24 protein-coding genes are annotated in these 23,903 nt (G+C 63.6%); 10 read left to right on the top strand and 14 right to left on the bottom strand.

Annotated features, from left to right (window positions below; translation table 11 throughout):
* Positions 1-8: 8 nt before the first annotated feature.
* From PLO63_00935 to ruvX, 6 genes are all read right to left on the bottom strand, one after another.
* Positions 9-2,012, bottom strand: coding sequence for a penicillin-binding transpeptidase domain-containing protein (locus tag PLO63_00935; GenBank protein ID HOI72683.1), 2,004 nt, complete (start codon positions 2,010-2,012; stop codon positions 9-11).
* A gap of 16 nt (positions 2,013-2,028) precedes the next feature.
* Positions 2,029-2,349, bottom strand: coding sequence for a cell division protein FtsL (ftsL, locus tag PLO63_00930; protein ID HOI72682.1), 321 nt, complete (start codon positions 2,347-2,349; stop codon positions 2,029-2,031).
* A 2-nt stretch (positions 2,350-2,351) separates the two neighbouring features.
* Complete coding sequence (gene rsmH, locus PLO63_00925; GenBank protein ID HOI72681.1) at positions 2,352-3,290, bottom strand: 16S rRNA (cytosine(1402)-N(4))-methyltransferase RsmH; 939 nt, start codon at positions 3,288-3,290, stop codon at positions 2,352-2,354.
* 13 nt (positions 3,291-3,303) lie between these two features.
* Positions 3,304-3,750: a division/cell wall cluster transcriptional repressor MraZ gene (gene mraZ, locus PLO63_00920; GenBank protein ID HOI72680.1), complete on the bottom strand. Its 447-nt coding sequence runs from the start codon at positions 3,748-3,750 to the stop codon at positions 3,304-3,306.
* 307 nt (positions 3,751-4,057) lie between these two features.
* The gene (gene mltG, locus PLO63_00915; protein HOI72679.1) at positions 4,058-5,128 is read right to left on the bottom strand and encodes an endolytic transglycosylase MltG; all 1,071 of its coding nucleotides are present in this window, start codon (positions 5,126-5,128) and stop codon (positions 4,058-4,060) included.
* 2 nt (positions 5,129-5,130) lie between these two features.
* Positions 5,131-5,592 (bottom strand): Holliday junction resolvase RuvX, encoded by a 462-nt coding sequence (gene ruvX, locus PLO63_00910; GenBank protein ID HOI72678.1) that lies wholly within the window; start codon positions 5,590-5,592, stop codon positions 5,131-5,133.
* Between the two features lie 204 nt (positions 5,593-5,796).
* Here ruvX and selB point away from each other — a divergent pair, with 204 nt between their 5' ends.
* The 5 genes from selB to PLO63_00885 are packed head-to-tail and all read left to right on the top strand — an operon-like array spanning position 5,797 to position 10,817.
* A complete protein-coding gene (gene selB / locus PLO63_00905) occupies positions 5,797-7,725 on the top strand; it encodes a selenocysteine-specific translation elongation factor (GenBank protein HOI72677.1) in 1,929 nt (642 codons plus the stop codon).
* Positions 7,712-8,533 carry a formate dehydrogenase accessory sulfurtransferase FdhD gene (gene fdhD / locus PLO63_00900; GenBank protein ID HOI72676.1) on the top strand — a complete coding sequence of 274 codons (822 nt, stop codon included), beginning with the start codon at positions 7,712-7,714 and terminating at the stop codon, positions 8,531-8,533. Before selB ends, fdhD begins: the two co-directional genes overlap by 14 nt.
* The gene (locus PLO63_00895; GenBank protein ID HOI72675.1) at positions 8,530-9,474 is read left to right on the top strand and encodes an HD domain-containing protein; all 945 of its coding nucleotides are present in this window, start codon (positions 8,530-8,532) and stop codon (positions 9,472-9,474) included. The genes fdhD and PLO63_00895 overlap by 4 nt, the downstream gene beginning before the upstream one ends.
* A 14-nt stretch (positions 9,475-9,488) precedes the next feature.
* Positions 9,489-9,902, top strand: a complete 414-nt coding sequence (locus tag PLO63_00890; GenBank protein ID HOI72674.1) for a GNAT family N-acetyltransferase — start codon at positions 9,489-9,491, stop codon at positions 9,900-9,902.
* A complete protein-coding gene (locus PLO63_00885) occupies positions 9,903-10,817 on the top strand; it encodes a phosphatidylglycerol lysyltransferase domain-containing protein (GenBank protein ID HOI72673.1) in 915 nt (304 codons plus the stop codon). It begins immediately after the preceding gene.
* 14 nt (positions 10,818-10,831) lie between these two features.
* Here PLO63_00885 and PLO63_00880 read toward each other — a convergent pair whose 3' ends face one another.
* From PLO63_00880 to PLO63_00860, 5 genes are all read right to left on the bottom strand, one after another.
* Positions 10,832-11,071, bottom strand: coding sequence for a hypothetical protein (locus PLO63_00880; GenBank protein ID HOI72672.1), 240 nt, complete (start codon positions 11,069-11,071; stop codon positions 10,832-10,834).
* Positions 11,072-11,138: 67 nt separating this feature from the next.
* Positions 11,139-11,840 carry an MBL fold metallo-hydrolase gene (locus PLO63_00875; GenBank protein ID HOI72671.1) on the bottom strand — a complete coding sequence of 234 codons (702 nt, stop codon included), beginning with the start codon at positions 11,838-11,840 and terminating at the stop codon, positions 11,139-11,141.
* 4 nt (positions 11,841-11,844) lie between these two features.
* A complete protein-coding gene (gene pdxT, locus PLO63_00870; protein HOI72670.1) occupies positions 11,845-12,483 on the bottom strand; it encodes a pyridoxal 5'-phosphate synthase glutaminase subunit PdxT in 639 nt (212 codons plus the stop codon).
* Between the two features lie 67 nt (positions 12,484-12,550).
* Positions 12,551-13,432, bottom strand: a complete 882-nt coding sequence (gene pdxS, locus PLO63_00865; GenBank protein ID HOI72669.1) for a pyridoxal 5'-phosphate synthase lyase subunit PdxS — start codon at positions 13,430-13,432, stop codon at positions 12,551-12,553.
* On the bottom strand, positions 13,408-15,219 hold the full coding sequence (locus tag PLO63_00860) for a L,D-transpeptidase family protein (GenBank protein ID HOI72668.1): 1,812 nt from the start codon (positions 15,217-15,219) through the stop codon (positions 13,408-13,410). Before PLO63_00860 ends, pdxS begins: the two co-directional genes overlap by 25 nt.
* Before the next feature lie 260 nt (positions 15,220-15,479).
* On the opposite strand from PLO63_00860, the gene PLO63_00855 reads away from it, so the two are divergent.
* Together PLO63_00855 and PLO63_00850 are read left to right on the top strand one after the other, a co-directional pair.
* Positions 15,480-16,436 (top strand): hydroxymethylglutaryl-CoA lyase, encoded by a 957-nt coding sequence (locus PLO63_00855; GenBank protein HOI72667.1) that lies wholly within the window; start codon positions 15,480-15,482, stop codon positions 16,434-16,436.
* A gap of 77 nt (positions 16,437-16,513) precedes the next feature.
* A complete protein-coding gene (locus tag PLO63_00850; protein HOI72666.1) occupies positions 16,514-17,047 on the top strand; it encodes a hydrolase in 534 nt (177 codons plus the stop codon).
* A gap of 582 nt (positions 17,048-17,629) precedes the next feature.
* Here the strand turns inward: PLO63_00850 and PLO63_00845 are convergent.
* The 3 genes from PLO63_00845 to PLO63_00835 all read right to left on the bottom strand — a co-directional run bounded on the left by PLO63_00845 (position 17,630) and on the right by PLO63_00835 (position 20,650).
* Positions 17,630-18,823 carry a hypothetical protein gene (locus PLO63_00845; GenBank protein HOI72665.1) on the bottom strand — a complete coding sequence of 398 codons (1,194 nt, stop codon included), beginning with the start codon at positions 18,821-18,823 and terminating at the stop codon, positions 17,630-17,632.
* A 10-nt stretch (positions 18,824-18,833) separates the two neighbouring features.
* Positions 18,834-19,676, bottom strand: coding sequence for a MoxR family ATPase (locus PLO63_00840; GenBank protein HOI72664.1), 843 nt, complete (start codon positions 19,674-19,676; stop codon positions 18,834-18,836).
* A 188-nt stretch (positions 19,677-19,864) separates the two neighbouring features.
* On the bottom strand, positions 19,865-20,650 hold the full coding sequence (locus tag PLO63_00835; GenBank protein HOI72663.1) for a hypothetical protein: 786 nt from the start codon (positions 20,648-20,650) through the stop codon (positions 19,865-19,867).
* 89 nt (positions 20,651-20,739) lie between these two features.
* On the opposite strand from PLO63_00835, the gene PLO63_00830 reads away from it, so the two are divergent.
* From PLO63_00830 to PLO63_00820, 3 genes are all read left to right on the top strand, one after another.
* Positions 20,740-22,068 (top strand): MFS transporter, encoded by a 1,329-nt coding sequence (locus tag PLO63_00830; protein ID HOI72662.1) that lies wholly within the window; start codon positions 20,740-20,742, stop codon positions 22,066-22,068.
* The gene (locus tag PLO63_00825) at positions 22,065-22,697 is read left to right on the top strand and encodes a DUF4136 domain-containing protein (protein ID HOI72661.1); all 633 of its coding nucleotides are present in this window, start codon (positions 22,065-22,067) and stop codon (positions 22,695-22,697) included. The genes PLO63_00830 and PLO63_00825 overlap by 4 nt, the downstream gene beginning before the upstream one ends.
* A gap of 201 nt (positions 22,698-22,898) precedes the next feature.
* Positions 22,899-23,891 (top strand): TRAP transporter substrate-binding protein, encoded by a 993-nt coding sequence (locus tag PLO63_00820; GenBank protein HOI72660.1) that lies wholly within the window; start codon positions 22,899-22,901, stop codon positions 23,889-23,891.
* Positions 23,892-23,903: the final 12 nt, after the last annotated feature.

The raw sequence follows: 23,903 nt of genomic DNA, 5'->3' as shown, positions 1-23,903 counted from the left end.
GCCCACCTTCACTGGCCTGTACTGAAGGATACGCTGCAGAGGCGGCGCTCCCTCAAAGCGGTCCCCGGCAGGGGGCTCTGGCTGGCGGCCCACCCGTTCCCGGACATGTTCAGCTCGATTCCCTTTTCCCTGGCCCGCTTGAGCGCCTCCCGCATGGTCATGCCCCGGAAATCGGGCATCAACGCCTCATTCTCTTCGTTTTCCGTCTGCGCGCCGTTCAGGAGCACCGTCGGTGCGGAAACCAGCTTCACCCCCTTCTCGGGCTGGAGCGGTTCGGGCACCCTGGGCGGCGGCGCCGGTGTACGCTGGCGGAGATCAGTCTTGATGCAGTTCAGGATCTGTTCGCCGATGCCGCTGAATACCGGCGCCGATGCCACGCCGCCCCACTTGTCGATCTTCGGCTCGTCCAGGACGATCATCATGGTGATCTGCGGGTTCTCCGCCGGGAAGAAGCCCATGAAGGACGTCCGGACCCGCTCCGACGAATAGGCCCGGCGGCCCGGATCGAATTTCTGGGACGTCCCCGTCTTGCCGGCGACGTTGATGTTGGTGATCCGGGCCTTCTTGCCCGTTCCGTCGTCGTCCTGAACGACGGAGGTCATGATCCGGGCCATCCGCTTCGACGTCTCGGGGGAGATGACCCGCCGGACCACCGTCGGGGTGTTGCCCCGGATGATTTTTCCCTGTTTGTCCACGACGGACCGGACGATGAGGGGCTTCATCAGGACGCCGTCGTTGGCGATCGCCGACAGGGCCGTAATGAGCTGGAGGGCCGTCACGGAGATCCCCTGGCCGAAGGCGATGGTGGACGTGTCGACCCGCGTCCAGTTCCGGACGGGGCGGAGGAGGCCCCGGGACTCGCCGGGCAGGTCGACTCCCGTCCGGGCGCCGAAACCGAACTTGGTGATGTACTCGTAGAACTTGTCCTTTCCGAGCCGCTCCACCGTTTTCACACAGCCGATGTTGCTGGAGTACTTGATCACTTCACCAAACGCGAGCGATCCATATTTCTTCCGGTTCGCCTCATGAAAGACCCGGTCGTTGACCTTGTAGGCCCCGTTCTCGCAGTTCAGGCGGGTCGATTCGTTGACTGCCTTCTCCTCCAGGGCCGCCGCGGCGAGGAACGGCTTGAACGTGGACCCCGGGTCGAAGACGTCCGTAATGGCCCGGTTCCGCCCCTTGTCCGCGGTGTCCTTCGGCGTGTTCGGGTCGAAGCCGGGCTCGTTGGCCATGGCCAGGATCTCGCCAGTCTTCGGATCCATCACCATGGCGAAGCCGCCCCGGGCGCCCTTGGCCTGAACCGCCTCCTTGAGCTTTGATTCCACCAGGTACTGGATCCGTGAATCGATGGTCAGGACCAGGTTGTAGTTGTCCTCCACCTTCGTCGCATCTGCTCCCTCCACGCGGGCGTAAATCTTCTTTCCCTTCGCATCGCGGAACCAGGCGAGCTTCTCGGGCGTTCCCTTGAGCTCGTCGTTGTAGCGCATCTCCAGGCCTTCGATGCCGTCGGCATCGATGCCCACAAACCCGATCACCGCCGCCGCGAGTTCCCCGTTGGGATAGATCCGCCGGGGCTCTTTCACCGTGTAGATGCCCTCAATCTTCAGCTTTTCCAGGGCATCCGCCTGGCTGTCGGGAATCCGCCGGGCGATCCAGGCGAAGTGCTTGCGCCCGGCGATCTTCTTGCGGATGACCTCCGGGTCCATCTTGAGAATCGGGGCGAGCCTCCGGGCGGCATCGTCCGGATTGGCGATCCGGGACGGTTCGGCACAGACGGAGTCGACCTGGACGCTGGCGGCCAGCTTCTCCCCGTTGCGGTCGAAGATGATCCCCCGCTCGGGCTGGAGCAGAACCGGCTGGATGTGCTGCCGCTCGGCCATTTTCTTGAGGGTATTGCCGGAGAGGATCTGAAGCTGGATCGCCCTCGAAATCAGGGCGACGAACAGGATCAGGAAGAAGCAAAACAGCGTTGCCAGCCGGAAGCGCAGCCATTTGGAGGATTCCCTGTTCATGGGCGGCTCCTTCCCCTCACTTCACGATAATGACCTGGTCCTGCTCGGGAAAGGTCATATTCAGGGTGTCCCGGGCGATCGCCTCGATACGTTTCCGGGACTTGAGTGTGGCGACTTCCATCTTCAGTTTCCGCTGGTCGTCCAGCAGTTGCTCCTTGCGGTTGAGCTCCGCGGCAATCCTGTATTCCAACTGGGTCATGCGGACGTGGGACCAGACGTACAGGGTCAGCATGAGCATGAGGACAAGCGCCACGACGATGAACGCGGAATAGCGCCACCAGGAGAAGGTCCCCTCCCCCCGTGGAATCGCCGCCCCCCATTCACTCGTCCGCTGCATCGTCATATCCTTGCCGCCGCCCTGAGCCGCGCGCTCCTCGCCCGGGGATTCGCCTCCGTCTCCTCCGGCCGGGGGCGGAGAGGCTTCCTTGTCAGGACCCTGGCCTTTGCCTCCGTTCGGCAGGTGCAGACCGGAATGCCGGGCGGGCAGGTGCAGGTCTTCTCCCAGGAGCGGAACGTTTCCTTGACCAGCCGGTCCTCCAGGGAATGAAACGAAATCACCGCCATGCGCCCTCCCGGCGCGAGTGTCTCGATTCCCTCCCGGAGCCCCCGTTCCAGGTGATCCAGCTCGCGGTTCACGGCGATCCGGAGGGCCTGGAAAACCCGCGTTGCCGGATGAATTCTCCGCTCTTCCCGGGCGCCTCCAGGTACGACCCGGGCGATCAGGGCGGCAAGATCTACAGTATTCTCAATGGGTTCCCGCCTTCTGTGCTCAATGATGGCGCGGGCAATCCGGCGGGCGAACCGCTCTTCCCCGAATTCCCTGAATATGCTTGCCAGTTCATCCTCCCGGGCACTGCGGATCAGGTCCCGGGCAGAGGGACCGGAGGACGGGTCCATCCGCATGTCCAGCGGACCCTCCAGGGAGAAGCTGAATCCCCGCTCCGCCGTGTCAAGCTGGTGGCTCGATACGCCCAGATCGAGAAGGATCCCCTGAACCGGGCCGATTCCATGGGCCGCCAGGATATCCCGGAGATCGGCAAAACTCCCTTTCGCCAGGATAACCCTGGGTCCAAAGGGAGCCAGGACGCGCGAGGCCTCCCGAAGGGCCTCGTCGTCCCGGTCGATCCCGACAATCAAGCCGTCGGGAGAGGTCCCTTCCAGGATGGCCCGGGCATGGCCTCCTCCCCCGACGGTTCCATCCACGTAGATCCCGCCGGAACGGCAGTTCAGAAGGGCAAGGGCCTCCTCCAGGAGGACCGGCTGATGAAAGGCTGCCATGGGGTCTCCCGGCTCAGAGCCCCAGATCGGCGAGATGCCGTCCGACTTCCTCCAGATTCTCCTCCGCCCGCGTCATTTCCGCATCGAAGCGGGACCGGCTCCAGATCTCGATGTTCTTGAGCATGCCGGCCAGGACGATGTCCTTCTCCAGGCCGGCATATTCTCGCATGTGTGGGGGAAGCAGGATCCGGCCCTGCCCGTCCAGGGTGCAGTCAACCGCTCCGGACATGAAAAACCGCTGAAAAGCACGGACTTCTTTCCGGAGGATGGACTGAAAGGAGACTTTTTCCTCGATGACCAGCCATTCCCGATAAGGAAAGGCCATCAGGTAACCGTCCCATTTGGTGACGACGAGGCGATTGTCATAGAATTCGGCAAAAACCTCCCGAAACCGCGAAGGAAAGATGATTCTCCCCTTCTCGTCGATGGTGTGATAATATTGCCCCCGGAATCCAGACAAAGGATCTCCTCCACTACGATCCACTTTACTCCACGAGGCGACTATAAAGGGGGGGATTTCCGTTTGTCAAGAAAAAATACGGTTTTCTCTTGAAGAATTGACTATTTCCCGCCATTTGAACGGGGGTGTGGACGGGAGGCAAATCCGGTGGCCGCATTTCCGTTCATCCGTCGGAGCCGGCGGCCATCTCCCATCCCCGTCCCACCGCCCGAGCACCTTTCCAACCTGCCGGATTCAATCGTGATTATAGAAAGTGGAGGGATTTGAGGAGGAAAGGGGGCTGGATTGTTCTTCTTCTGATTGCCCGTCAGGGCTCCATCGGGAGTTGGTTCACCGGTTCCTTCGTCTTTTCGGCCTCTTTCATCGCCTCGCTGATTCGTCGGTATTTGATGATGGCCTCGTTGTGCGCCAGGTAGGTTTTCGAAAATTCGTGGCTCCCGTCCTGTCTCGACACAAAGTAGAGAAAATCGGCTGCGGCCGGGTGGAGGGCCGCCTGCAGGGAGTCGGCCCCGGGATTCGCAATAGGCCCCGGCGGCAGCCCTTCGATAACGTACGTGTTGTAGGGTGATTTCCTGCGGAGATGGCTCCGCTTGACCGCACCGTTGAAACGCTCCAGGTCATAGACCGCCGTGGGGTCGCACTGAAGCTTCATATCCCTTTGCAGCCGGTTGCGGAACACGGCCGAAATCAGGGCCTTTTCACTCTTCAGGCCGGTCTCCTTCCCGATCAGGGACGCCAGCGTTACGGCCTCGTGGACGGACAGCCCCATCTGCTCCGCGCGAGCCCTCATCTCCGGCGTGAAGGCCTTCCAGAACTGGTGAACCATCGCCTTGATGATCTCCCGCGGCCCCGTGGTGCGGTTAAAAATGTACGTATTGGGGAACAGGTATCCTTCGGCGCTCGGCCCCTGGATGTTCAGACTCCTGAGAAAATCGCGATCCCGGGCCATCGCCAGGAAGGCATCCCGGTTTACCAGCCTGAACTCGGAAGAGGAGAGCAGGTCGGCGATCTCCTGGAGCGACCAGTCTTCCGGGATCGTCACCTTGTAGCCCTTGATCATGCCCCGGACGAGCCGGCCGATGATCTCGTTGGGCGACATGGAACTGGCCAGTTCGTACTCCCCGGCCCGGATGTGGCGGCTGGACCGCTTCAGGATCGCCAGGGTGTAGAAATAGGGCTTGTTCCGCACAAGGCCCGTCTTCTCCAGGATGTCGACGATCTCCACGAATCCGGTTCCCCTGGGGATGTCGACCGTGGAGGTGACGTGCCGGTCGTCGACGGGGCTGAAAGCGAAATAGAGGAAGGATGTCAGGAAGATGAATGCGATCCCCACCAGAAGGAGAAGGAGGGTCTTCCACTTGATCTTGATTCCCGGCATGTTCACGCTTTTTCCACGGAGGAAATGGCCGGGCGGTCCAGGTAGGATCTGAGGATGAGAACGGCGGCGAGCTTGTCAACCACGGCCTTCCGCTTTTTGCGGCCTGTCCCGGCATTCCTCAGGATCTCCTCGGCTTCTTTCGTCGTCAGGAGCTCCTCCTGGAAAAGAACGGGCAGTCCGAACGCCTCTTCCAGGAGCCGGGCAAACCGGTCTACCTTTTCACACTGGATCCCCTTCGTGCCGTCCATCCGCACCGGGTATCCAACCACCACTTTCTCCACTGCGTACTCCTCGATGAGGCGCTGCAGGGCGTCGAGGTCGGCCCGGCGATTCTTTCGCTCGATGACCGTCACCCCCTGGGCGGTGATCCCCAGCTCGTCGGACACCGCCACCCCGATTCGCTTTTCCCCGTAATCCAGCCCGAGAATCCGCATGTTGATATCAGATTGCCTCAAAGGAGCCATGCTTATCAATCCCGCTGCCCGATTTCAATAAAAAAGTACCCCCGGCTCCGGCGCACCGGATCGTCCCCGACGATTCCGGCATCCGGACCAGCCGTCCGGCCGCAGGGACGAGGGGCGCGCATGCATGCGCCGCGCCCGCCCGGGGACGTTTCGGATTGTGAATCCCCCGCGATTCTGTTAGATTGCCCGCCGAATGGGGAAATCATGAGGCATATCGTCGTCGGCACGGCGGGACATGTGGATCACGGGAAGACGGCCCTGGTGAAAGCCCTGACCGGGATCGACACGGACCGTCTCAAAGAGGAGAAACAGCGCGGCATCACCATCGAGCTGGGCTTTGCCTTTCTGAAAACCGCAAGCGGGCAGACGCTGGGCGTGGTGGATGTTCCGGGGCACGAACGCTTCATCCGGAACATGGTGGCCGGCGCCGCCGGGATCGACCTCGTCGTCCTTGTCATCGCCGCCGACGAGGGCGTCATGCCCCAGACGCGGGAACACCTGGCCATCTGCACCTTCCTGGGAATCCGCCGGGGAGTCGTGGCCCTCACGAAAATCGACATGGTGGACCGGGACTGGCTCGACCTGGTCACCGAGGACATCCGCCAATTCCTCCAGGGAACCTTTCTCGAAAACGCGCCCCTCGCCCCCGTTTCGGCACTGACGGGCGAGGGGATCCCGGACGTCCTGGCGGCCATCGAGAAGACCGCCGCCCTGGTGGAGGAGGAGACCGACGCCGGGCTTTTCCGCCTTCCCGTGGACCGCGTTTTCACCATGCGGGGCTTCGGGACGGTGGTCACCGGCACCGTTGCCACCGGCCGGATCTCCGTCGGCGAAGAGGTGGTCCTGCTGCCGCCCGGCCAGAAGGCCCGGGTCCGGGGCATCCAGGTGCACAATGAGACCATGACGGAGGCCGAGGCGGGGCAGCGGGCGGCCGTCAACCTCCAGGGACTCGACCGGGATTCCGTCGAGCGGGGCGAAGTGCTGGCGCGGCCGGGAACCATCGAGCCGACCCGCCGCATCGACACCGTGTTCCAGTACCTGGCAGGCCAGGAAAAGAAGCTCAAGAACCGCACACTGGTCCGTTTTCACACGGGAACCAGCGAGACCATGGCCCGGATCCTCCTCCCGGAGGGGGTGGAGCTGGCACCGGGCCGGCAGGCCCATGCCCAGTTCTTCCTCGAAAACCCCGTGGTGGCCCTGGCCGGGGACCGCTACGTCATCCGCAGCTATTCCCCCGTCACCACCCTGGGCGGCGGAGCGATCCTGGATCCCCTGGCCCGGAAACACAAGGCCCATGGGGATCAAACCCTGCGGGAGTTCGAGATCCTGGCGTCGGGTGACGAAGCGGAGCGGGTGTCCGTCATCCTCGACCGGTCGGGCTTCGCCGGAGCGGCGATCAGCGAGCTGGTGGTCCGCACGGGCATCCCGGAAGCAACCCTGCGCAAGACCCTGGAGAGGCTGTTCACGGACCGCCGGGCGATCCTCACGGACCGGGACGAGTGGCGGGCCGTGTCCCGGATCGCCCATGACGACGTCCAGGAGCGAATCCTGCGGACCCTCGGATCCTATCATGAAAAAAACCCGCTGAAAGAGGGAATGCCGCGGGAGGAGCTGCGGAGCACCGCCGGGTCCTATATCCCGCAGAAGCTCTTCGCCTCCGCCCTCCGGGACCTGGAGAAGGCCGGCCGGGTAATCCTGGAGAGGGAGTCGGCCCGCCTGGAGGAGCACCGGGTGGACTGGAAGGGCAGCCACGAAGACCTTCGCGGGGAAATCCTGCAGATCTACCAGGAAGCGGGCTATGCACCGCCGACGGTCCGGGAGTTCGCGGAGCGGTTCCGGGACCGGAAGAAGGAGGCCGACAAGATCCTGGGCGTTCTCATCCAGGAGGGAATCCTGATCCGGATCAACGAGGACCTGCACTTCCACCGGGATGCCCTCGCACGCCTCCGGGAGGACTACCGGGCCTTCCTCCGGAAGGCCGGCAAGGCGAATCCGACGGACTTCAAGGACCTGACGGGCCTGTCCCGGAAATTCATCATTCCCCTGATGGAATACTTCGACCAGTCGAAGCTGACCATCCGGGTGGGAGACCACCGGGTCCTCCGGGAGAAGGAGAAGGATGACCTCCCGTAGAACGGATCCCGTTGAGATCATGGACATCCTGGTTTTCCGCGAGGGCGCCTTCCGGACCACCAGCCTGCCGGTAATCCGGGAAGTGCTCCTGGAAGTCCGGCTGGACGGGCGGCGCATGGCCGCCATCGCCTGCACGGGAGAACACGCCGAAGAGCTGGCGGTCGGTTTTCTCCGTTCCGAGGGCCGGATCGGGCGGGCCGGGGACATCGGCCGCATCGAGCAGATGCCCGACGGGCCGCCGGACCCGGCATGGCCGGGGGAGGTCCTGACGGTGGAGATCACGAGTGTCGGCGGGACAGCCGCTGCAGAGGAGACAACCGGAGGAGACACCATCACGTCCAGCGGAGGGCGGAGCGGACGCCGCCGTCCCGCCGGTCCCATCCTGAAAGCCGGGATGCCGACGATCCCGCCGGAGAAGGTCCTGCGCCTTGTCGACGATCTCGTGGAGGCCTGTGTGCTCCACGAAAGGACCCGGGGCGTCCACGGCGCCGCCCTGGCCGATCCGGACGGGCTTCTGGCCGTCCGCGAGGACATCGGCCGCCATAACGCCCTGGACATGCTCTCCGGCTACGCCCTTCTGAACGGGATCGACTGCTCGGAGAAGTTCCTCGTCAGGACGGGGCGTGCCTCCGTGGAGATCGTATCCAAGGCGATCGTGATGGGAATCCCCATCCTGCTTTCCCTGGGCGTACCCACGACGGAGGCGGTCCGCTCCGCGGAGCGGGCGGGCATCACCCTGGTCGGAAGGATCCGGAAGAGATCCATGAACATCTACTCACACGACGAACGAATAGGAAGAACGACATGAAAAATGTGTTTGTCCGGGATATCCGGCAGGGAGACAAGGTCAGCGATGTCTTCCTGGTAGCGGAAAAGAACATGGCCTTTTCCCAGAAGGGGGCCCCCTACCTCAGCCTCAAGCTGAAGGACCGCACGGGAGAGGTGGATGGCAAGGTCTGGGACCACGCCCCCGAATGGGACCAGGCTTTCAAAAAAGGGGATTTCGTCCAGGTCAACGCCCGGGCCGTCAGCTACCGGGACGCCGTCCAGCTCAACGTCCTGGGGCTCAAGAAACTGGACGAGAGCGAAGTCGATCCGATGGATTTCCTTCCCGCGAGCGCCGGGGATCCCGAGGCGATGTTTGCCGAGCTCATGGGCTTCGTGGACCGGATCGCGACCCCCCACCTGAAGGCCCTCCTCACGGCCTTCTTCCGGGACGAGGCCCTCGTGGGCCGCTTCAAGCGGGCCCCCGCGGCCAAGAGTTTCCACCACAACACCCTCGGGGGGCTCCTGGAGCACACCCTGTCGGTGACGAGACTCCTGGAGCGGGCAGCGGATCACTATCCCGGCGCCGACCGGGACCTCCTCATCACCGGCGGCATCCTCCACGACATCGGCAAGGTCCACGAGTTCTCCTACGACCGCATGGTGGAGTACACCGATGCGGGGAGGCTGGTGGGACACATCGTCATGGGGGTCGAGATGCTGGACGCCCGGCTGGCCGAACTGCCGGACTTTCCGGAACAGGCCGCCATGGCCCTCCGGCACCTGATCCTGAGCCACCACGGCGTCCTGGAGTTCGGCTCCCCCAAGAGGCCCAAGACCCTGGAGGCCCTGATCGTCCACCACATGGACGACCTGGACGCCAAGGTCAACGCCCTCCAGACCTTCATCGAGTCCTCGCCGGAAGAGGATTCCGGGTGGACCCCCTATCACCGTCTCCTGGAGCGCTACATCTACAAGGGATGACAGGGGGAAACGCCATGATCGAGTTCCGTTTTCTCACCGCCCCGACCGAAGAGGAAGCCCTGCAGATCCTCGGCCTGTACCGCGAAGCGGGCTGGTGGGAAAATGTAGCGGACCCGGACCCGCGAGATATCGGCCGGATCGTGGCGGGCAGTTACTGCTTCCTGGCGGCGTTCTCGCAGGGACGCCTGGTCGCCATGGGGCGGGTCCTGAGCGACGGCGTCAGCGACGCCTACATCCAGGATGTGACGGTGGAGAAAGGTATGCGACACCGGGGGATCGGGAGCGACCTCGTCCGGGGAATCGTCGAGCGGCTCAACGCGGACGGGATCCGCTGGGTCGGCCTCATCGCCGCCGGAAACACGGAAGACTTCTACCGGCCCCTCGGGTTCCGGCCCGTGCCCGGGGCCCTGGCCATGCTGCAGAGATAAATGACCTCGAAACCCCTGGAAATCGGTGATTACGCCATCCTGAAGCCCTACTTTGAGAGGCAGGCCTACGATCTCTCCCCCTATTCGCTTCTCTCGCTCATGACCTGGAACGGGCATCTCTACCGGACCGCCTGGCGGATCGACGGAGCCTCGGCGATCCTGTCCTTCCAGTCGGACCATGATCCGGAGGACCGTTACCTGGTTCTCCCCGTCCCGCCACCGGATGAACTCGGGGTCGACGACCTCGTCCGGCTTGCCGAAGACGCCGGCATTCCGTGTTTCTGGTTCGTCCCGGACGACCGGGTCGAGCGGATCGGGCGGCCCGTTCTGGAGACCCGGTTCCGGCTCACCGAACAGCCCGAGTACATGGACTACATCTACCGGACGGCCGACCTGGCGACGCTGAAGGGCAACCGCTACATCCGCAAACGAAATCTGATCAACCAGTTCGAGAGGGCCTACGGGAACCGGGGACGGGTGGCGGTGGAGCCGATCAGCCGGGAGAATGTGCCGGAGTGCCTGGTGTTCCTGGACGAGTGGTGCCATCTTCGGGGGGGCTGCGATCCCTTCGGGGAGGACATGCTCGCCTGCGAGCGCCGTGCCGTGATCGCCGCCCTGGAAAACCTGGAGGCACTGGAGGGGATCGGGATCCTGGTCCGCATCGACGGGGCCGTAAGCGCCTTCGGAATCGCTTCCCGGCTGAACGGAGCCATGGCGACCCTCAACTTCGAGAAGGCCTATCCCCACGTCCGGGGTCTCTACCAGTACCTGGACCGGGAGTGTGCCCGTCTCCTCTTCGCCGGGTTCGAGTTCATCAACAAGGAAAGCGACATGGGTCTCGCGGACCTGGCCAAATCCAAGGAGTCCTACGATCCCGTGCGGCGGCTCCGGTCCTGGCGCCTGGACCTCCGCTGAAGGGGCCTCCCGGCTTACTGCTTTTTCTTCAGGATTTCCAGCTCCGCCGCCGTGAGGTACGTCTCGCAGTAGCCGCATTCCCGGCAGGAATACATGTCGAAGCCCGTGGACTTGTTCTCCATTTCGATCCGTCCATGCCGGGAAAGGGTCGCGAGGCGGATCACGTGGAACGTCCGTTCGTTTCCCTCGTTCTGGAGGACCATTTCCAGTTCCGGGTGGTTCAGGCAGAACACCTTCCCGTCTTTCCTGGGCATCCGCAACCTCCTGCAACCGTATTTCCTCGATGGTGCCTTGGTAGAGTCCCACCTCCGGGGGCGGCTCCTACTCGATGGACATGAGGGACAGCCACCGCTCCTCCTCCGTCGCCCGGGGCAGTCCCCGGTCCTTGAGGACCGCGACGATCCCCGGGTCGTTGAACCGCAGGTAGGGGTTCATGCTTCGCTCCTCCCGGAGGGACGAGCAGACGAACGCCGGATCGTAGGTCCGCCAGTACGCCTCAAGGGCCGGCAGGTTGGACGGCTCCAGTCTCCTGGCAAAGAGCATCGAATCCCGGACGTAGTCGTGGCCGGCCAGGATCATCGTTTCATCGGGAAGGGCCATCAGCCGCCGGATGGAGCCGAGGAAGCCGAGGAGGTCCCCGGAGAAGCAGTTTCCCACCGTCCCGTTGAACAGAGTGTCCCCCGTAAGGAGCACGGACCCGGCCTGGAAACACACCGAGTCCTCCGTGTGGCCCGGCGTCGGGTGGATCAACAGCGTTTCTCCGCCCCAATCGATCCCGTTCCCCTCGTCCAGGGAATCGGGGCTCGCAAGCCGGGCCTTCGTCGCCGCCAGGAGCGCATCGTTGCCCAGGGTGTGATCGTAATGGCGGTGGGTGTTGGTCACATACAGGAGCGGAAGGTGCCGGTCCGCGAGAAACCCGAGGATCTCTTCCACGGCACCGCCGTCGACGGCGATTCCCCCCGCATCGTTCCACACGAGATAGGCCAGGTTGTCGGCGCTGTATCGGAACTGCTCGACGTGCATGGCGTCAGCGGACCCTGGCGTGCCGGGTCCAGCTCGTCCGGGTCCAGGAGGGATCCAGGGACGGGACGTCCGGCGCCGCCTGAAGGCCGCACTTGGCGGCAAAATAGCGGTGGAAGGCGGTGCTCCCCGTCAGCTCGGGATGAAAAACCGTCGCCAGGGCGTCCGGGGTCTCCACGGCGGCGATGAAATCATTCATCCGGAGCAGGATGTTCACGCCTTCTCCAACCTCCAGGATCTTGGGGGAGCGGATGAACGTGAGCGGGATGGGATCGGGGGAAACGGCGGGGACAACGGCCGTGGCCGTGAAGCTGTCGAGCTGGCTGCCGAAGCTGTTCCGCTCCACCTCCATGTCGATGAGGCCCAGGTGGGACATTTCCCCGCGGACCCGGGTGGCCAGGAGGATCGTGCCGGCACAGGTCCCCCAGATCTTCATGCCCCGTCGATGCTCCCTGCGGATGGCCTCGTCGACCCCGAAGATCCGGAGCAGCCTTGAGAGGCAGGTGCTTTCGCCGCCCGGGATGATCAGGCCGGAGAGCCCGGTCATGTCTTCGGGCCTCTTGACGGGCAGGGCCTGGATTCCGAGGCGCTCCAGGTGATCCAGGTGCTCGAGGACCCCGCCCTGGAGATCCAGGACGCCCAGCACGGGCTCCGGCCGGTTTGATGATTCGGGAGAATTCAGCATCGGGAGAAAAAGGACGGCTAACGCCGGATCACCAGCCCCGCCCCGCCAGCAGCTGGTCCTGGGGAATCTGGCCGATTTCGAGACCCGGCATGGCCTCCCCCAGGTCCAGGGACGCTTCGAGGATTTTTTCCGGATCGTTGAAGAACGCCGTGGCCTTGACGATGCCGCGGGCCCGGACGGCCGGGTTGGAGGATTTGAAGATCCCCGAGCCGACAAAGACGCCGTCGCAGCCGAGCTGCATCATCAACGCCGCATCGGCCGGCGTGGCAATGCCTCCGGCTGCGAAGTTCACCACCGGCAGGCGGCCCAGTTCCCGGACCTTCAGGGCCCGCTCGTAGGGCATGCCGTTGACCTTGCAAAAGCCCGTCACCTCTTCGAGGGGCATGTTCACGAGCTGCCGGATCTCCCGGTTCATGGTCCGCATGTGCCGGACCGCCTCCACGACGTTCCCCGTCCCCGCCTCGCCCTTCGTGCGGATCATGGCCGCTCCCTCAGCGATGCGGCGCAGGGCCTCCGCCAGGTTGCGGGCCCCGCACACAAAAGGAATGGAGAATTTCGTCTTGTCGATGTGGCATTCCTCGTCGGCCGGGGTCAGGACCTCGCTCTCGTCGATGTAGTCGATCTTCAGCGCCTCCAGGAGCTGGGCCTCGACGAAATGTCCGATCCGTGCCTTGGCCATGACGGGAATGGAGACGGACTCCTTGATCTTCCGGATCAGCCCCGGCTCCGACATGCGGGCCACCCCGCCCTGGGCGCGGATGTCCGCGGGGACGCGCTCGAGGGCCATGACCGCCACAGCCCCCGCCTCCTCGGCGATCCGGGCCTGCTCGACCGTCGTTACATCCATGATCACGCCGCCCTTGAGCATCTGGGCGAGCTGGACATTCAGTTCGTAGCGCTTCTCATCCACGTCGTATTTCCCTCCCTGCCGGTTCCCAGCATATTTTTCTTTTTTCCCATCCGTGTTCCCTTCTCGGCAGAAGCGGAAGCCGTCCGGCCGCCGTTCCACGCCGCGAGGATGGACGTTTTCGTGCCCATGACCGCCTCGAGCACGGAATCGTATCGGTAGATGTCGTCCCGGAATTGGACCGTTCCGTCAGGATCCACCCAGGCGGTCCAGTAGGCGATGTGCACGGTGACCGGCGCCGGGAGTTCCACGCCCATGTTCCTTCCCTTGCGGATGGCGGCTTGAATCTTTTCCCGGGACCAGTTTACGTCATCCTGCAAAAGATAGACCGCCAAGTCAACCGGTTTTTCCACCCGCATGCAGCCGTGGCTGAAGTCCCGGACCGTCCGCTTGAACAGGCTCCTCTGCGGCGTGTCGTGGAGATACACATCGTACCGGTTGGGAAAAAGGAACTTGATGTGGGACAGGGCGTTGAAGGCCCCCGGGTCCTGGCGGATGCGGTACTTCTTGAACGACTGCTCGTTGAGTTTCTCCCATTCCACCGTCTGCGGGTCCACGACGGTATCCCGCCCGATGATGATCTTCATGGCCTGCTTCTGGAGGGAAAGCGAATCCTTCTTCAGTTTCGGCAGGTATTCCCGGAAGGCGATATTGTGGGGCACGTTCCAGTATGGATTGATCTCCAGGCGGGTCATGCGCCCCGTGAAGACCGGCGTCCGGTAGTCGATCTTCGGGTCCCGGCTGTACCGCCGCCCGACGACGATCCGCATGCTCAGCGGAGCACGCCCGTTTTCTACGGCCGTCAGGCTGAAATCCGGGATGTTGATGAACAGGAACCGGCTCCCCACCTCCTGGGGCAACCAGCGCCAGCGTTCGAGATTGACGAGCATCTGGGCTACCCGGCGCTCCACCGGAACGTTGAGGGCCTTCAGGGTCTCCTTCTGGACGGCCCCGTCTTCCGCCAGGCCATGGCGGCGCTGGAATCTGCGGACGGCCTGGTCGAGGGCCTCGTCAAATCGAGGATCCTCGGAGGCCATGGCCGGAGCAAGGTCGCCGCCGGCAATCAGGCGCCGCCGGAGGATCGGTACTCTCGGATCACTCGTACCCATTTTCAGGGACTTGCCCGGTGGAATCACGGGCCATCCACCCCCGGTGGCGATCTTCGCATAGTCGGCAGCCACGGCGACAAGGCGGTCGTATCCCGGGTATTCCGGTTTGAGAACCTGCAGGTGGACGTCCACCGTCTGGGCCGCCAGGGCATCCTGGAGATAGGCCGGCCAGTCGACGAAACGCGGGCGGGCCTCCCACATCCGGAACAGCCCGTTGGGATCCACCACACCGGAAAGAAGATGCGACCCGAAGAGCATGAAGGCATCGGTGCACAGGAGATCGAATTCGGCACCCTCGGCAGGCGTCCATTTTCCGGCGATTCTCCAGGATGACTGAAGGTTCCGGATGGCCTCGTAATGATAATCGGTGGGGCTGAGCCCGTACTGTCCGGCTGTCCACAGTACCGCCAGCAGGCGGTCCGCCTGCGGGGAAGGCCCGTTTTTCAGGACCCAGGCCGGTCCGAAGGAGCGCTGGCGATAGAAATCGGCCAGGCGGGCCGAGCGGCAGGGCGTTTCGGCGCGGCAGAGCGGCGGTGCGCCGTTTGCCGGACCGTCCAGACGGGCCTTCAGCACCGGGCGTACGAGATCCGGCAGGGACTGGGCCTCGACAGACCCGCCAAAAAGAAAAATCGCCAGACCCCAGGCGACAATCAAAGCAACGGAAAAGCGCGCGATTTTCATGGCCGTGGCCTATGCGAAAAATCAATTTTTGTCAAGGATATCCGCAATGGAAAAGGGCAGTCGATCCTCGACCGGCAGGAATGACATCACCAGGGGTGAGAACCCCGTCCTCCCGTCCCTTGCCTTCATCGGTGCCGAAAGGGGATCTCTCCGCCCCTGATTCATCCAACTCCCTGAATGTCATTGACTTTCCGGACCCCTGTCTTTAGAATGAGCATCCTGATGAACAATCCGGAATCCCTTCCCCCAGGCAGCCGCTCATGAAACCGGCAGGAGTTCGCATCGTCGAAGTCGGGCCCCGCGACGGCCTCCAGAACCTGTCCGTCTTCGTCGCGACGGACCGGAAGACCGACCTGATCCGGCGGCTGGCGGCCTGCGGCGTACGGGAGATCCAGGCGGGCGCCTTCGTCAATCCGCGGGCTATTCCCCAGTTCCGGGACATGAAGGAGGTCCTGGCGGATGTCCGTGACCTCCGGGACAGCGGTGTCATTCTGACCACCCTGGTCCCGAATCTCCAGGGAGCCCGGGACGCCGTAGAGGCGGGCGTGAGCAAGCTCGACTTCTTTTTCTCCGTCAGCCGCTCCCACAACCAGAACAACGTCCGCCAGACGCCGGAGGAGTCTCTCTCAGCGCTCCGGCTGGTTCTCGGCGAGTTCGACCGGGCCCCCGGCCTCTCCTTCCGGGTCAACCTGGCAACCGTCTTCGGCTGCCCCTTTGAAGGCTACCTGGAGACGGCGGTGATCCTGGAGTACGTGGAGAAAACCATCCTGCTCGGGATCCGGGAGATCACACTCTGCGACACCGTCGGCTGGGGATATCCCGCACAGGTGGAAACGATCCTGAAGGCCTGTCTTGCCGCTTTCCCGGAAGTCACCTTCGGTGTGCACCTGCACAACACCCGGGGCCTGGGCCTGGCCAACGCCCTGAAAGCCTGGGAAACGGGAATCCGGGTCTTCGACTCCGCCCTGGGCGGCCTGGGCGGTTGCCCCTTTGCGCCGGGGGCATCGGGAAACGTGGCCACGGAGGATCTGGTGTTCCTCTTCCGCTCAATGGGAATCGATACAGGGATCGATCTGGACGCCCTCCTCGATACGGCCTCTTTCCTGCAGGGAATCCTGCCGGAAACACCGCTGACGAGTTCCCTCTTCCGGGCCGGCCCGCCCAGGAAAGTGCCGTTCGGCAGCGGGGGCGGAGAGAAACCCGGCTGCGACTCCTGACCGTGTGCCCCGGCGGACCGGCCACGAACAGGCCCGCTCCGGAAACCTTCTCTTTTAAGCAAGGGAGACCAAAAGACATGCTGAAGATCGACAGGGCGATCCTGGTAGCCATCGACATCCAGGGAAATCTCTACCGCGCCATGGACGACCGGGAGTTCCTCCTCCAGAACTGCCGGAAGCTCCTCCAGGGAGCCCGGTCACTGGGAATCCCCGTCATTCTCACCGAACAGGTGAAGATCGGCGGGACAGTGCCCGAAATCCGGGAGATCCTGCCGGACATTGAGCCCGTCGTGAAGGAGACCTTCAGCTGCTGGCGCCACGAGCCGTTCGCCGCGGCGCTCAAGGCCACCGGCCGGGAACAGCTGATCCTCCTGGGGATCGAGGCCCATGTGTGCGTCTACCAGACCTGCATAGACCTGCTCGATGCGGGGTTCGAGGTCCACCTGGCCGCCGACGCCGTGTCGTCAAGAACCGCGGCCAACCGGGAGATCGGCATCGGCCGGATGACCGCCGAGGGAGCCATCCCGGCAAGCACCGAGATGATCCTCTTCGAACTTCTGGAAACAGCGGCCCACCCGAAGGCGAAGGAACTTTTCAAGCTGATCAAATAGAAACACGAGGAGACTTCCCCCGCGCTCAGAAGCGTTTTTCGACCCTGCATCGTCTCGCGCCGATGCAAAGTCATAACTCGTGCCGGACGGCGTAGAGACGGATGACTTTGCGGGTGCTGCGCTGCGACGGCAGGGTCGCCCGAAAAAGCCGCGATTCGCGCTCCGGGAAGCCACTCTCCCCGGATTGACTTTCGTGAGTAAATATAGGGGAAGTGTCCCTATTTACCGGCCGACGTCCGCGGGGGCGCGACCGGGGGTTTCCAGAGGAGCCATTGGAAAACGTTTCCTTCTTCACGGCTTCCCGGTTTCAAAAGGCAGAGGAAGGAAACGTTTTCGCGACGGCGGAAGCCCCCGTGGCAGCCCCCGCGCCCCGACCGAACCGGCCAGTAGCAGGATCGCGGCCGGTCGGTTCCAGAGCAGCAATTGGGACGTCCCTGCCAGAAGCATATGGCGGGCTGTTCAAAAAAATACCCGGATGCAAGGCCCCCGAAATTCCCAGCCTCGAGGCGTACTTTATCCGTACGTCGAGTGGCTGGGGATGAGGGAAACGCAGCAGACGGCCTGTTTTCAACAGCCCGTCGTTCAATGGCGGGACATCAGGTACTGAACCGCTTTATCCAGCCCGTCCAGCGACAGCTCGAACATGGGGAAGACCTGGCGGATGACCCCGACGGTCCAGGTGTAGCCCCACTCGTCCTCGGTCTGGGGATTCAGCCACACAGAGTGCCGGAAGGTCCGGGAGAGAAACTTCAGCCGGTCGATGCTGGCCTGGTGCTCCCTCTGGTCGATGTAGATGGAGCCGTTGACGTGCATCAGCTCGTAGGGGGCCATGCTGGCGTCGCCCACGAAGATCAGCCGGGTCTCCGGGTCCTTCCGGATGAACTCCTCCAGGCGCTCGGGCTTCCGGTGGCGCTGGGGATCCTGAAATACCCGGCTGTAGATCGTGTTGTGGAAGTAGTAGATGTTCAGGTCCTTGAACTGGCTCCGGGCGTAATTGAAGAGGGTCTGGACGATGGCCACATAGGGATCCATGGACCAGCCGCCGTTGTCGATCATGAGGATGATCTTGAGGCGGTCCTTGAGGCGGCGGTCGAAGATGATGTCGATCTCCCCGCCGTTGCGAATCGTCTCGTAGATGGTCTTGTCGACGTTCACCACGTCCCGGGGGCCCGCCGGGGTCATCCGGCGCAGTTTCTTCAGGGCCTCGCCGATCTGGCTCTCCGTCAGGGGGCCTTCCTGGGAGTAGTCCCGGTAGCGCCGCTCCATGGCCACCTTGATGGCCGACTTGTTCCGCGAGCGCCCGCCCACCCGCATCCCTCCCGGGTGGTCCCCGGAGTGGCCCACCGGCGACGTCCCCTTCGTGCCGATCCACCGGTTGCCCCCGTGGTGGGCCTTCGTCTGCTCCTTGAGGCGGTCGAAGAAGTACCGGATCAGCTCCTCCGGCGTCATTTCCGCCAGCTTCTCCTGCTCGATGCCCAGGGCCGCCGCGACGTCCTCGGGGCTTTTCAGCCACTCCTCCAGGAGGGCCCGGGCCATCTCCGACAGTTCCTCGTCCTCCGGCTCCTGCAGGACCACCCCCCGGAAATGGTGGGCGAACACCTGGTCGTAGGTGTCGAAGTACCGCTCGCTTTTCACCAGGATCGACCGGGCGGCGGTGTAGAAGTCCTCCACGGAGCAGATGAGCCCCATCCCGAGCGCCTTCTGGAGTTTCAGAAAGGACGTGGGCTTGACGGGAACTCCCCGGTCCCGGAGGGTATAGAAGAATTCGACGAACACGTCCTGCTCCCTATGCGCGCATCCGGAGCTGCCGGCCTGCGTTCTCCAGGTCCAGGCTCTTCTTGAAGAGTACCCCCAGGTAGGGCACACCGCCCTGCTTGAGGGACGACACCTTGAAGTCCGGATCGGCCTTGACGGCGCGGATCCAGTTGATCAGCTCCCGCGTGGCGGGCCGTTTTTCGATCCCCGTGAACTCCCGGAGGCGGTAGAACGTGGCGATGCACACGTCCGCCAGTTCCCGGTTCAGGTTCGGGAAATGGACGTCCAGGATGAGGCGCATCATGTCCGGGTCCGGGAAGGCGATGTGGTGGAAGTTGCACCGTCCCAGGAAGGGGTCCGAGAGGTCCTTCTTGGCGTTGGACGTGATGATGATGACCGGGCGGTTCCGGGCCGTGATGGTCTTGTCGACCTCGATGATGTCGAACTGCATCTGGTCGAGGACGTCCAGCATGTCGTCCTGGAAATCCGTGTCGGCCTTGTCGATCTCGTCGATGAGCAGCACTGTCCGGACGTCCGCGGTGAAAGCCTGGCCGATCTTGCCCATGCGGATGTACTCCTCGATGTTGCTGACGTCCCGCTTCGAGTCGCCGAAGCGGCTGTCGTTGAGGCGGGTCAGCGTGTCGTACTGGTAGAGGGCGTCCACCAGCTTCATGCTGGACTTGACGTTGAGGATGATCAGCGGCATGTTCAGGGCCTCGGAGATGGCGTGGGCCAGCATGGTCTTGCCCGTGCCGGGCTCCCCCTTGAGGAGGAGGGGCATCTCCAGGGCCATGGAGACGTTGACGATCTTGGCCAGCTCGTCGTCGAGGACGTAGCGGGACGCCCCGCGGAAAACGGAATTATTCTCTTTCATAAGCGGCTCCTTCCTGCTTTGGACACTTAACCGGCCTTCCCTGTATTCGAATTCGGGGGAAAAAGCCACCCTGTTTTGAGACCGGCCATGTGGTAGCTTCTGATCACGGAATGGGCGGTCCTGCGGAGCGGGTGGGCGAGGCGGGCGCAATCCTGATCGGTTGGCTGGGTTGATGCGGAAGGCGCCGCTCAGGGCCTCTCCCGCCAGGGAATCCATTCGAACCATCCCTCCAGGCCCACCTTCGACGCCCAGCGGTCGATCATGGCCCGGTCGCCGGCGTGACCCTCGCCGTATTCCCGCCGGGTCATCTCCGCCAGCTCGCCGCCGTCGAAGAGAAAGATCGTCTTCATGTAGGGGGCCGTCCAGTCGAGGCGGAGGTGGTCCTCGAGAATCTTGAAGAAGGCGAAGTTCATCACGTTGGCGGCGAAGTGGATCCGCTTCGGCATGTATTGCCGGGCGTCCGGGGTGAGCACGTTGATGGCGGAGCGCCACTGCTGGCGCAGCATCCGGGCCTGGACCGGACGCAGCTCCGGCAGCGCGTCGTAGAGCCCTTTCTCCACCATGATGTCGGCAGGCATCCGCGTGAGCTGGAACACCGCCCCCTCGTACCACATCACCGCCATGTCCCGGATCTTTTCGCGGCCGAAGACGGCGGTCAGGCGCCGCAGGTCCTCTTCCTCCTCCATGAGGAAGGTCATCAGCGTCCTCCGGCTGGAGACGGGAACGAACCGCTCCCCCTCCGGAGCGTCGAAGAGACGGAGGAGGTGGGCGCACCCGCCGGCGACGGCATGGTTGATCCCGTCGTCGTGGGATTTCCGGTAGACGATGCGGTGGGCCGTCTCGCCCCGGCCGGCCATGGACACCGTGGCCTGGACGGGGTGGTTCTCCCGCTCCTCGAAGCGGACGGTCCCACCCGACCGCGCACGGAGGCGCTCCAGGAGGGCATGGACAGAATCCATCAGGAGCGGCGGCATAATGCTTGGCAATCCCCGGGAAAAAGGCTATGGATCACAAAACGTCGGGATCATACACCCGCCCTTCGACTCCGTAAACCCCTTTCATCATGAACGAATCCGAAAACATCGAAAATCCGCCGTCATCGCCGCAGGGACGCCGCTCCGTCCTTTCCTGGGCCTTCTATGACTGGGCGAATTCGGCATACGCCACCACCGTCATGGCCGGTTTCCTGCCGGTCTTCTTCAAGGAGTTCTGCTGCGCCGGGACGGACCCGGTCGTCAGTACGGCCCGCCTGGGATTCACCAATGCGGCCGCGGGACTCCTCGCGGCGTTCCTGTTTCCCCTCCTGGGAGCCGCCGCCGACCGGGGACGCTCCCGGAAACACTTCCTTCTTTTCTTCCTGGGACTGGGCGCCCTCACCACGGCCTGCCTGTCCCTCGTCCAGGCGGGCCAATGGCAGGCCGCGGCGATTCTCTACGCGCTGTCCCTCATCGGCTTCTCCGGCGGGAACGTCTTTTACGACGCCCTGCTCCTCCTGGTCGCGGGCCGAAAGGACATGGACCGCGTCTCCGCCCTCGGGTATGCCCTTGGCTACCTGGGCGGCGGGATCCTCCTGGCCGTCAACATCTGGATGACCCTCGACCCGGCCCGGTTCGGACTGGCCGATCCGCTCCAGGCGGTCCGGGCCTCCTTCGTCACCGTGGGAATCTGGTGGCTCGTCTTCTCGATCCCGCTGTTTCTCTGGGTCCGGGAGCCCGCCGGGAAAGAGCGGGTCTCCATCGGCGTCATGTTCCGGGAAGGCTGGCAGAATCTCGCCGGGACGATCCGGGGCATCCGCCGCTACCCGACGATTCTCCTCTTTCTCCTGGCCTACTGGTTCTACATCGACGGCGTGGACACCATCATCCGCATGGCCGTGGACTACGGGCTGTCCCTGGGCTTCGCCTCGAAGGACCTGATCCTGGCCCTCCTGATGGTCCAGTTCATCGGCTTCCCGGCCGCCCTGGCCTTCGGCCGCCTGGGAGACCGCATCGGCACGAAGAGGGCCATCCTGCTGGCCGTCGGCGTCTATCTCCTCGTCACCATCGGGGGCAGCCTGATGCGGACCCGGGAGGACTTCTTTGTCATGGCGGCGGCCATCGGACTCGTCCAGGGAGGAATCCAGGCCCTGAGCCGGTCCTTCTACGCCCGGATCATCCCCCCGGACCGGCCCGCCGAATTTTTCGGCTTCTTCAACATGGTGGGGAAGTTCTCCGTGATCTTCGGACCCGCCCTCATCGGCCTGTCGGGCCTGGCCGCCCGGGGCGCGGGTTTTGAGGGACCGGCGGCCTCCCGGATCGGCATCCTGTCGGTGGCCCTTCTCTTCCTGGCCGGCGGGACGCTGCTTCTGTTCGTGGACGAGGCAAAGGGAAGGAAGGAGGGGGCAGCACCGTGAAGACAATCATTCCCCGTGTGAAAAAGACCGCACCGGGAAAGGACTCCATCGCCGTCCGCCTTGCCCTTCTGCTGGCCGTCTCCGGCCTCTTCTTCCCGCCCGCAGCGCCTGTTCAGGCCGCCGGGCCGTCCGAAACGCTCATCATGTCCGTCCGTATCGGGACATCCGGGGGCGGAATACCGGACGGACCGGCCCGATTCCGCGTCCTGCCGCAAGGCGTCGAGAACGCGGCGGCGGAACGGGCTTTGATCGACAGCGTGACGCGCATCCTCGCAAGCCGGGGGTACGTCCGCGACAAGACCCGGCCGGAGATCACGCTGGTCGTTTCCTATGAATGCCTGCCCGTCCGGGTCGCGACCGCCGCCGGGCCGGGAGGGGATCAAATGGATGAACGGCTCTATATCAAGGGCTCCTTCTCCGAGACCCGGTTCTCCAGGAAAATCGCCATCCTCGTCTTCACGGCCATGGCGGGGGACGCACCGGCATGGCACGGCGAAGTCACGAGCGAAGGATCCTGCGGGGAAACGATCCGGGATGCGCCCATTCTGGTGGAGGAGCTCCTGGGGGAGTTCCCGCGGACCACCGGCAGGCCCACGGAACGGACAAGGCTCCGGGAAGGCAGCCGATAAACGGAATCCGGACATGGACGGCCGGAATACTCCGAGTGAACGCAAGAAACATGCAACGACTTGTTTTTATGGGTGAATTTTTTTTCAAATGGGCTTGCTTTGGCCGGATCGAGGGTCTATAATCGGCCCCGCTTGCCGATGGAGCCGAACGCCCCGGATGCACACCCACCCATATCAAACCAAGGAAAGGAGAATGGATTGATGAAGAAGACCTGGACCCTGCTGTTTGTCATGGTTGTCGCTGCGGCCTTCCTTGCCTCGCCCTGCCTGGCCAAGACCCAGTGGAACGCCAACTCCGTATGGCCCCCGAAGAACGAGCACAGCGTCGGACTGACCGAGTTCGCCGCCAAGGTGAAGACTGCCACGAACGGGGAACTGGAACTGATGGTTCAGACCGGCGGCGCCCTGGGATACAAGGGCCCGGAACTCCTGAAGGTCGTCCGTGACGGCCTGGTCCCCGTCTCCGACATGCTCATCAGCGGCGTGGCCGGCGACGAAAAGGTCTTCCAGATCGTGACCCTTCCCTTCCTCGTCCGCAACTTCGACGAGCTTCACCTCCTGCTGAACGTCTCCCGGCCCCATTTTGACAAGGCCGCCCAGAAGTGGAACCAGAAGATCCTCTACATCGCCCCCTGGCCGGGCGCGGGCCTCTGGACCAAGAAGAAGGTGACGAGCCTCGCTGACATGAAGGGGCTCAAGGTGAGAACCTACGACAAGAACGGCGCCCTCGTGATGGAAGCCGTCGGCGCCACGCCCCTGGCCCTCCCCTTCAGCGAGGTCTACACGTCGCTGCAGACCGGCGTGATCGACTCGGTCATGACCTCGACGCCCACGGCCGTGGACGGCAAGTTCTGGGAGGTGCTGAAATACTTCGAGCCCCTCAACATCACCATCGCCACCAACATGGTCACCGTGAACCTCAAGGCCTTCCAGAAGCTCCCGAAGGCCCAGCAGGACGCCCTCGTCAAGGCCGGCAAAGAGATGGAGACCGCCATGTGGGCCCGCGTGAAGAAGTGGGACAAGGACATGGAGGCCATCAGCAACAAGAACGGCATCCAGACGGTGAAGCCCACGAAGAAGCAGATCGCCGAGCTCGAGAAGATCACGGAAGGCATCCGGGCCGACTGGCTGAAGACCGCCCCGCCGGACGCCAGGAAGATTTATGCCGATTTCATGAAGAAGGTGAAACGGTAAGAAACGTGTTGT

This window comes from Syntrophales bacterium (assembly GCA_035363115.1).
Lineage (GTDB): Bacteria > Desulfobacterota > Syntrophia > Syntrophales > PHBD01 > PHBD01.
Note: the sequence above shows the minus strand (reverse complement) of the source record. Positions and strands in the feature narration are given on the sequence as shown.

What these genes read in the sequence shown, in the direction of transcription:
- PLO63_00820 (HOI72660.1), top strand. Translation starts at nt 22,899, where the DNA reads ATGAAGAAGACCTGGACCCTGCTGTTTGTCATGGTTGTCGCTGCGGCC.
- PLO63_00835 (HOI72663.1), bottom strand. Translation starts at nt 20,650, where the DNA reads ATGCCGCCGCTCCTGATGGATTCTGTCCATGCCCTCCTGGAGCGCCTC.
- ruvX (HOI72678.1), bottom strand. Translation starts at nt 5,592, where the DNA reads ATGGCTCCTTTGAGGCAATCTGATATCAACATGCGGATTCTCGGGCTG.
- PLO63_00840 (HOI72664.1), bottom strand. Translation starts at nt 19,676, where the DNA reads ATGAAAGAGAATAATTCCGTTTTCCGCGGGGCGTCCCGCTACGTCCTC.
- PLO63_00890 (HOI72674.1), top strand. Translation starts at nt 9,489, where the DNA reads ATGATCGAGTTCCGTTTTCTCACCGCCCCGACCGAAGAGGAAGCCCTG.
- PLO63_00935 (HOI72683.1), bottom strand. Translation starts at nt 2,012, where the DNA reads ATGAACAGGGAATCCTCCAAATGGCTGCGCTTCCGGCTGGCAACGCTG.
- ftsL (HOI72682.1), bottom strand. Translation starts at nt 2,349, where the DNA reads ATGCAGCGGACGAGTGAATGGGGGGCGGCGATTCCACGGGGGGAGGGG.
- mltG (HOI72679.1), bottom strand. Translation starts at nt 5,128, where the DNA reads ATGCCGGGAATCAAGATCAAGTGGAAGACCCTCCTTCTCCTTCTGGTG.
- PLO63_00895 (HOI72675.1), top strand. Translation starts at nt 8,530, where the DNA reads ATGAAAAATGTGTTTGTCCGGGATATCCGGCAGGGAGACAAGGTCAGC.
- PLO63_00830 (HOI72662.1), top strand. Translation starts at nt 20,740, where the DNA reads ATGAACGAATCCGAAAACATCGAAAATCCGCCGTCATCGCCGCAGGGA.
- rsmH (HOI72681.1), bottom strand. Translation starts at nt 3,290, where the DNA reads ATGGCAGCCTTTCATCAGCCGGTCCTCCTGGAGGAGGCCCTTGCCCTT.
- PLO63_00860 (HOI72668.1), bottom strand. Translation starts at nt 15,219, where the DNA reads ATGAAAATCGCGCGCTTTTCCGTTGCTTTGATTGTCGCCTGGGGTCTG.
- PLO63_00885 (HOI72673.1), top strand. Translation starts at nt 9,903, where the DNA reads ATGACCTCGAAACCCCTGGAAATCGGTGATTACGCCATCCTGAAGCCC.
- PLO63_00850 (HOI72666.1), top strand. Translation starts at nt 16,514, where the DNA reads ATGCTGAAGATCGACAGGGCGATCCTGGTAGCCATCGACATCCAGGGA.
- selB (HOI72677.1), top strand. Translation starts at nt 5,797, where the DNA reads ATGAGGCATATCGTCGTCGGCACGGCGGGACATGTGGATCACGGGAAG.
- PLO63_00855 (HOI72667.1), top strand. Translation starts at nt 15,480, where the DNA reads ATGAAACCGGCAGGAGTTCGCATCGTCGAAGTCGGGCCCCGCGACGGC.
- fdhD (HOI72676.1), top strand. Translation starts at nt 7,712, where the DNA reads ATGACCTCCCGTAGAACGGATCCCGTTGAGATCATGGACATCCTGGTT.
- PLO63_00880 (HOI72672.1), bottom strand. Translation starts at nt 11,071, where the DNA reads ATGCCCAGGAAAGACGGGAAGGTGTTCTGCCTGAACCACCCGGAACTG.
- PLO63_00875 (HOI72671.1), bottom strand. Translation starts at nt 11,840, where the DNA reads ATGCACGTCGAGCAGTTCCGATACAGCGCCGACAACCTGGCCTATCTC.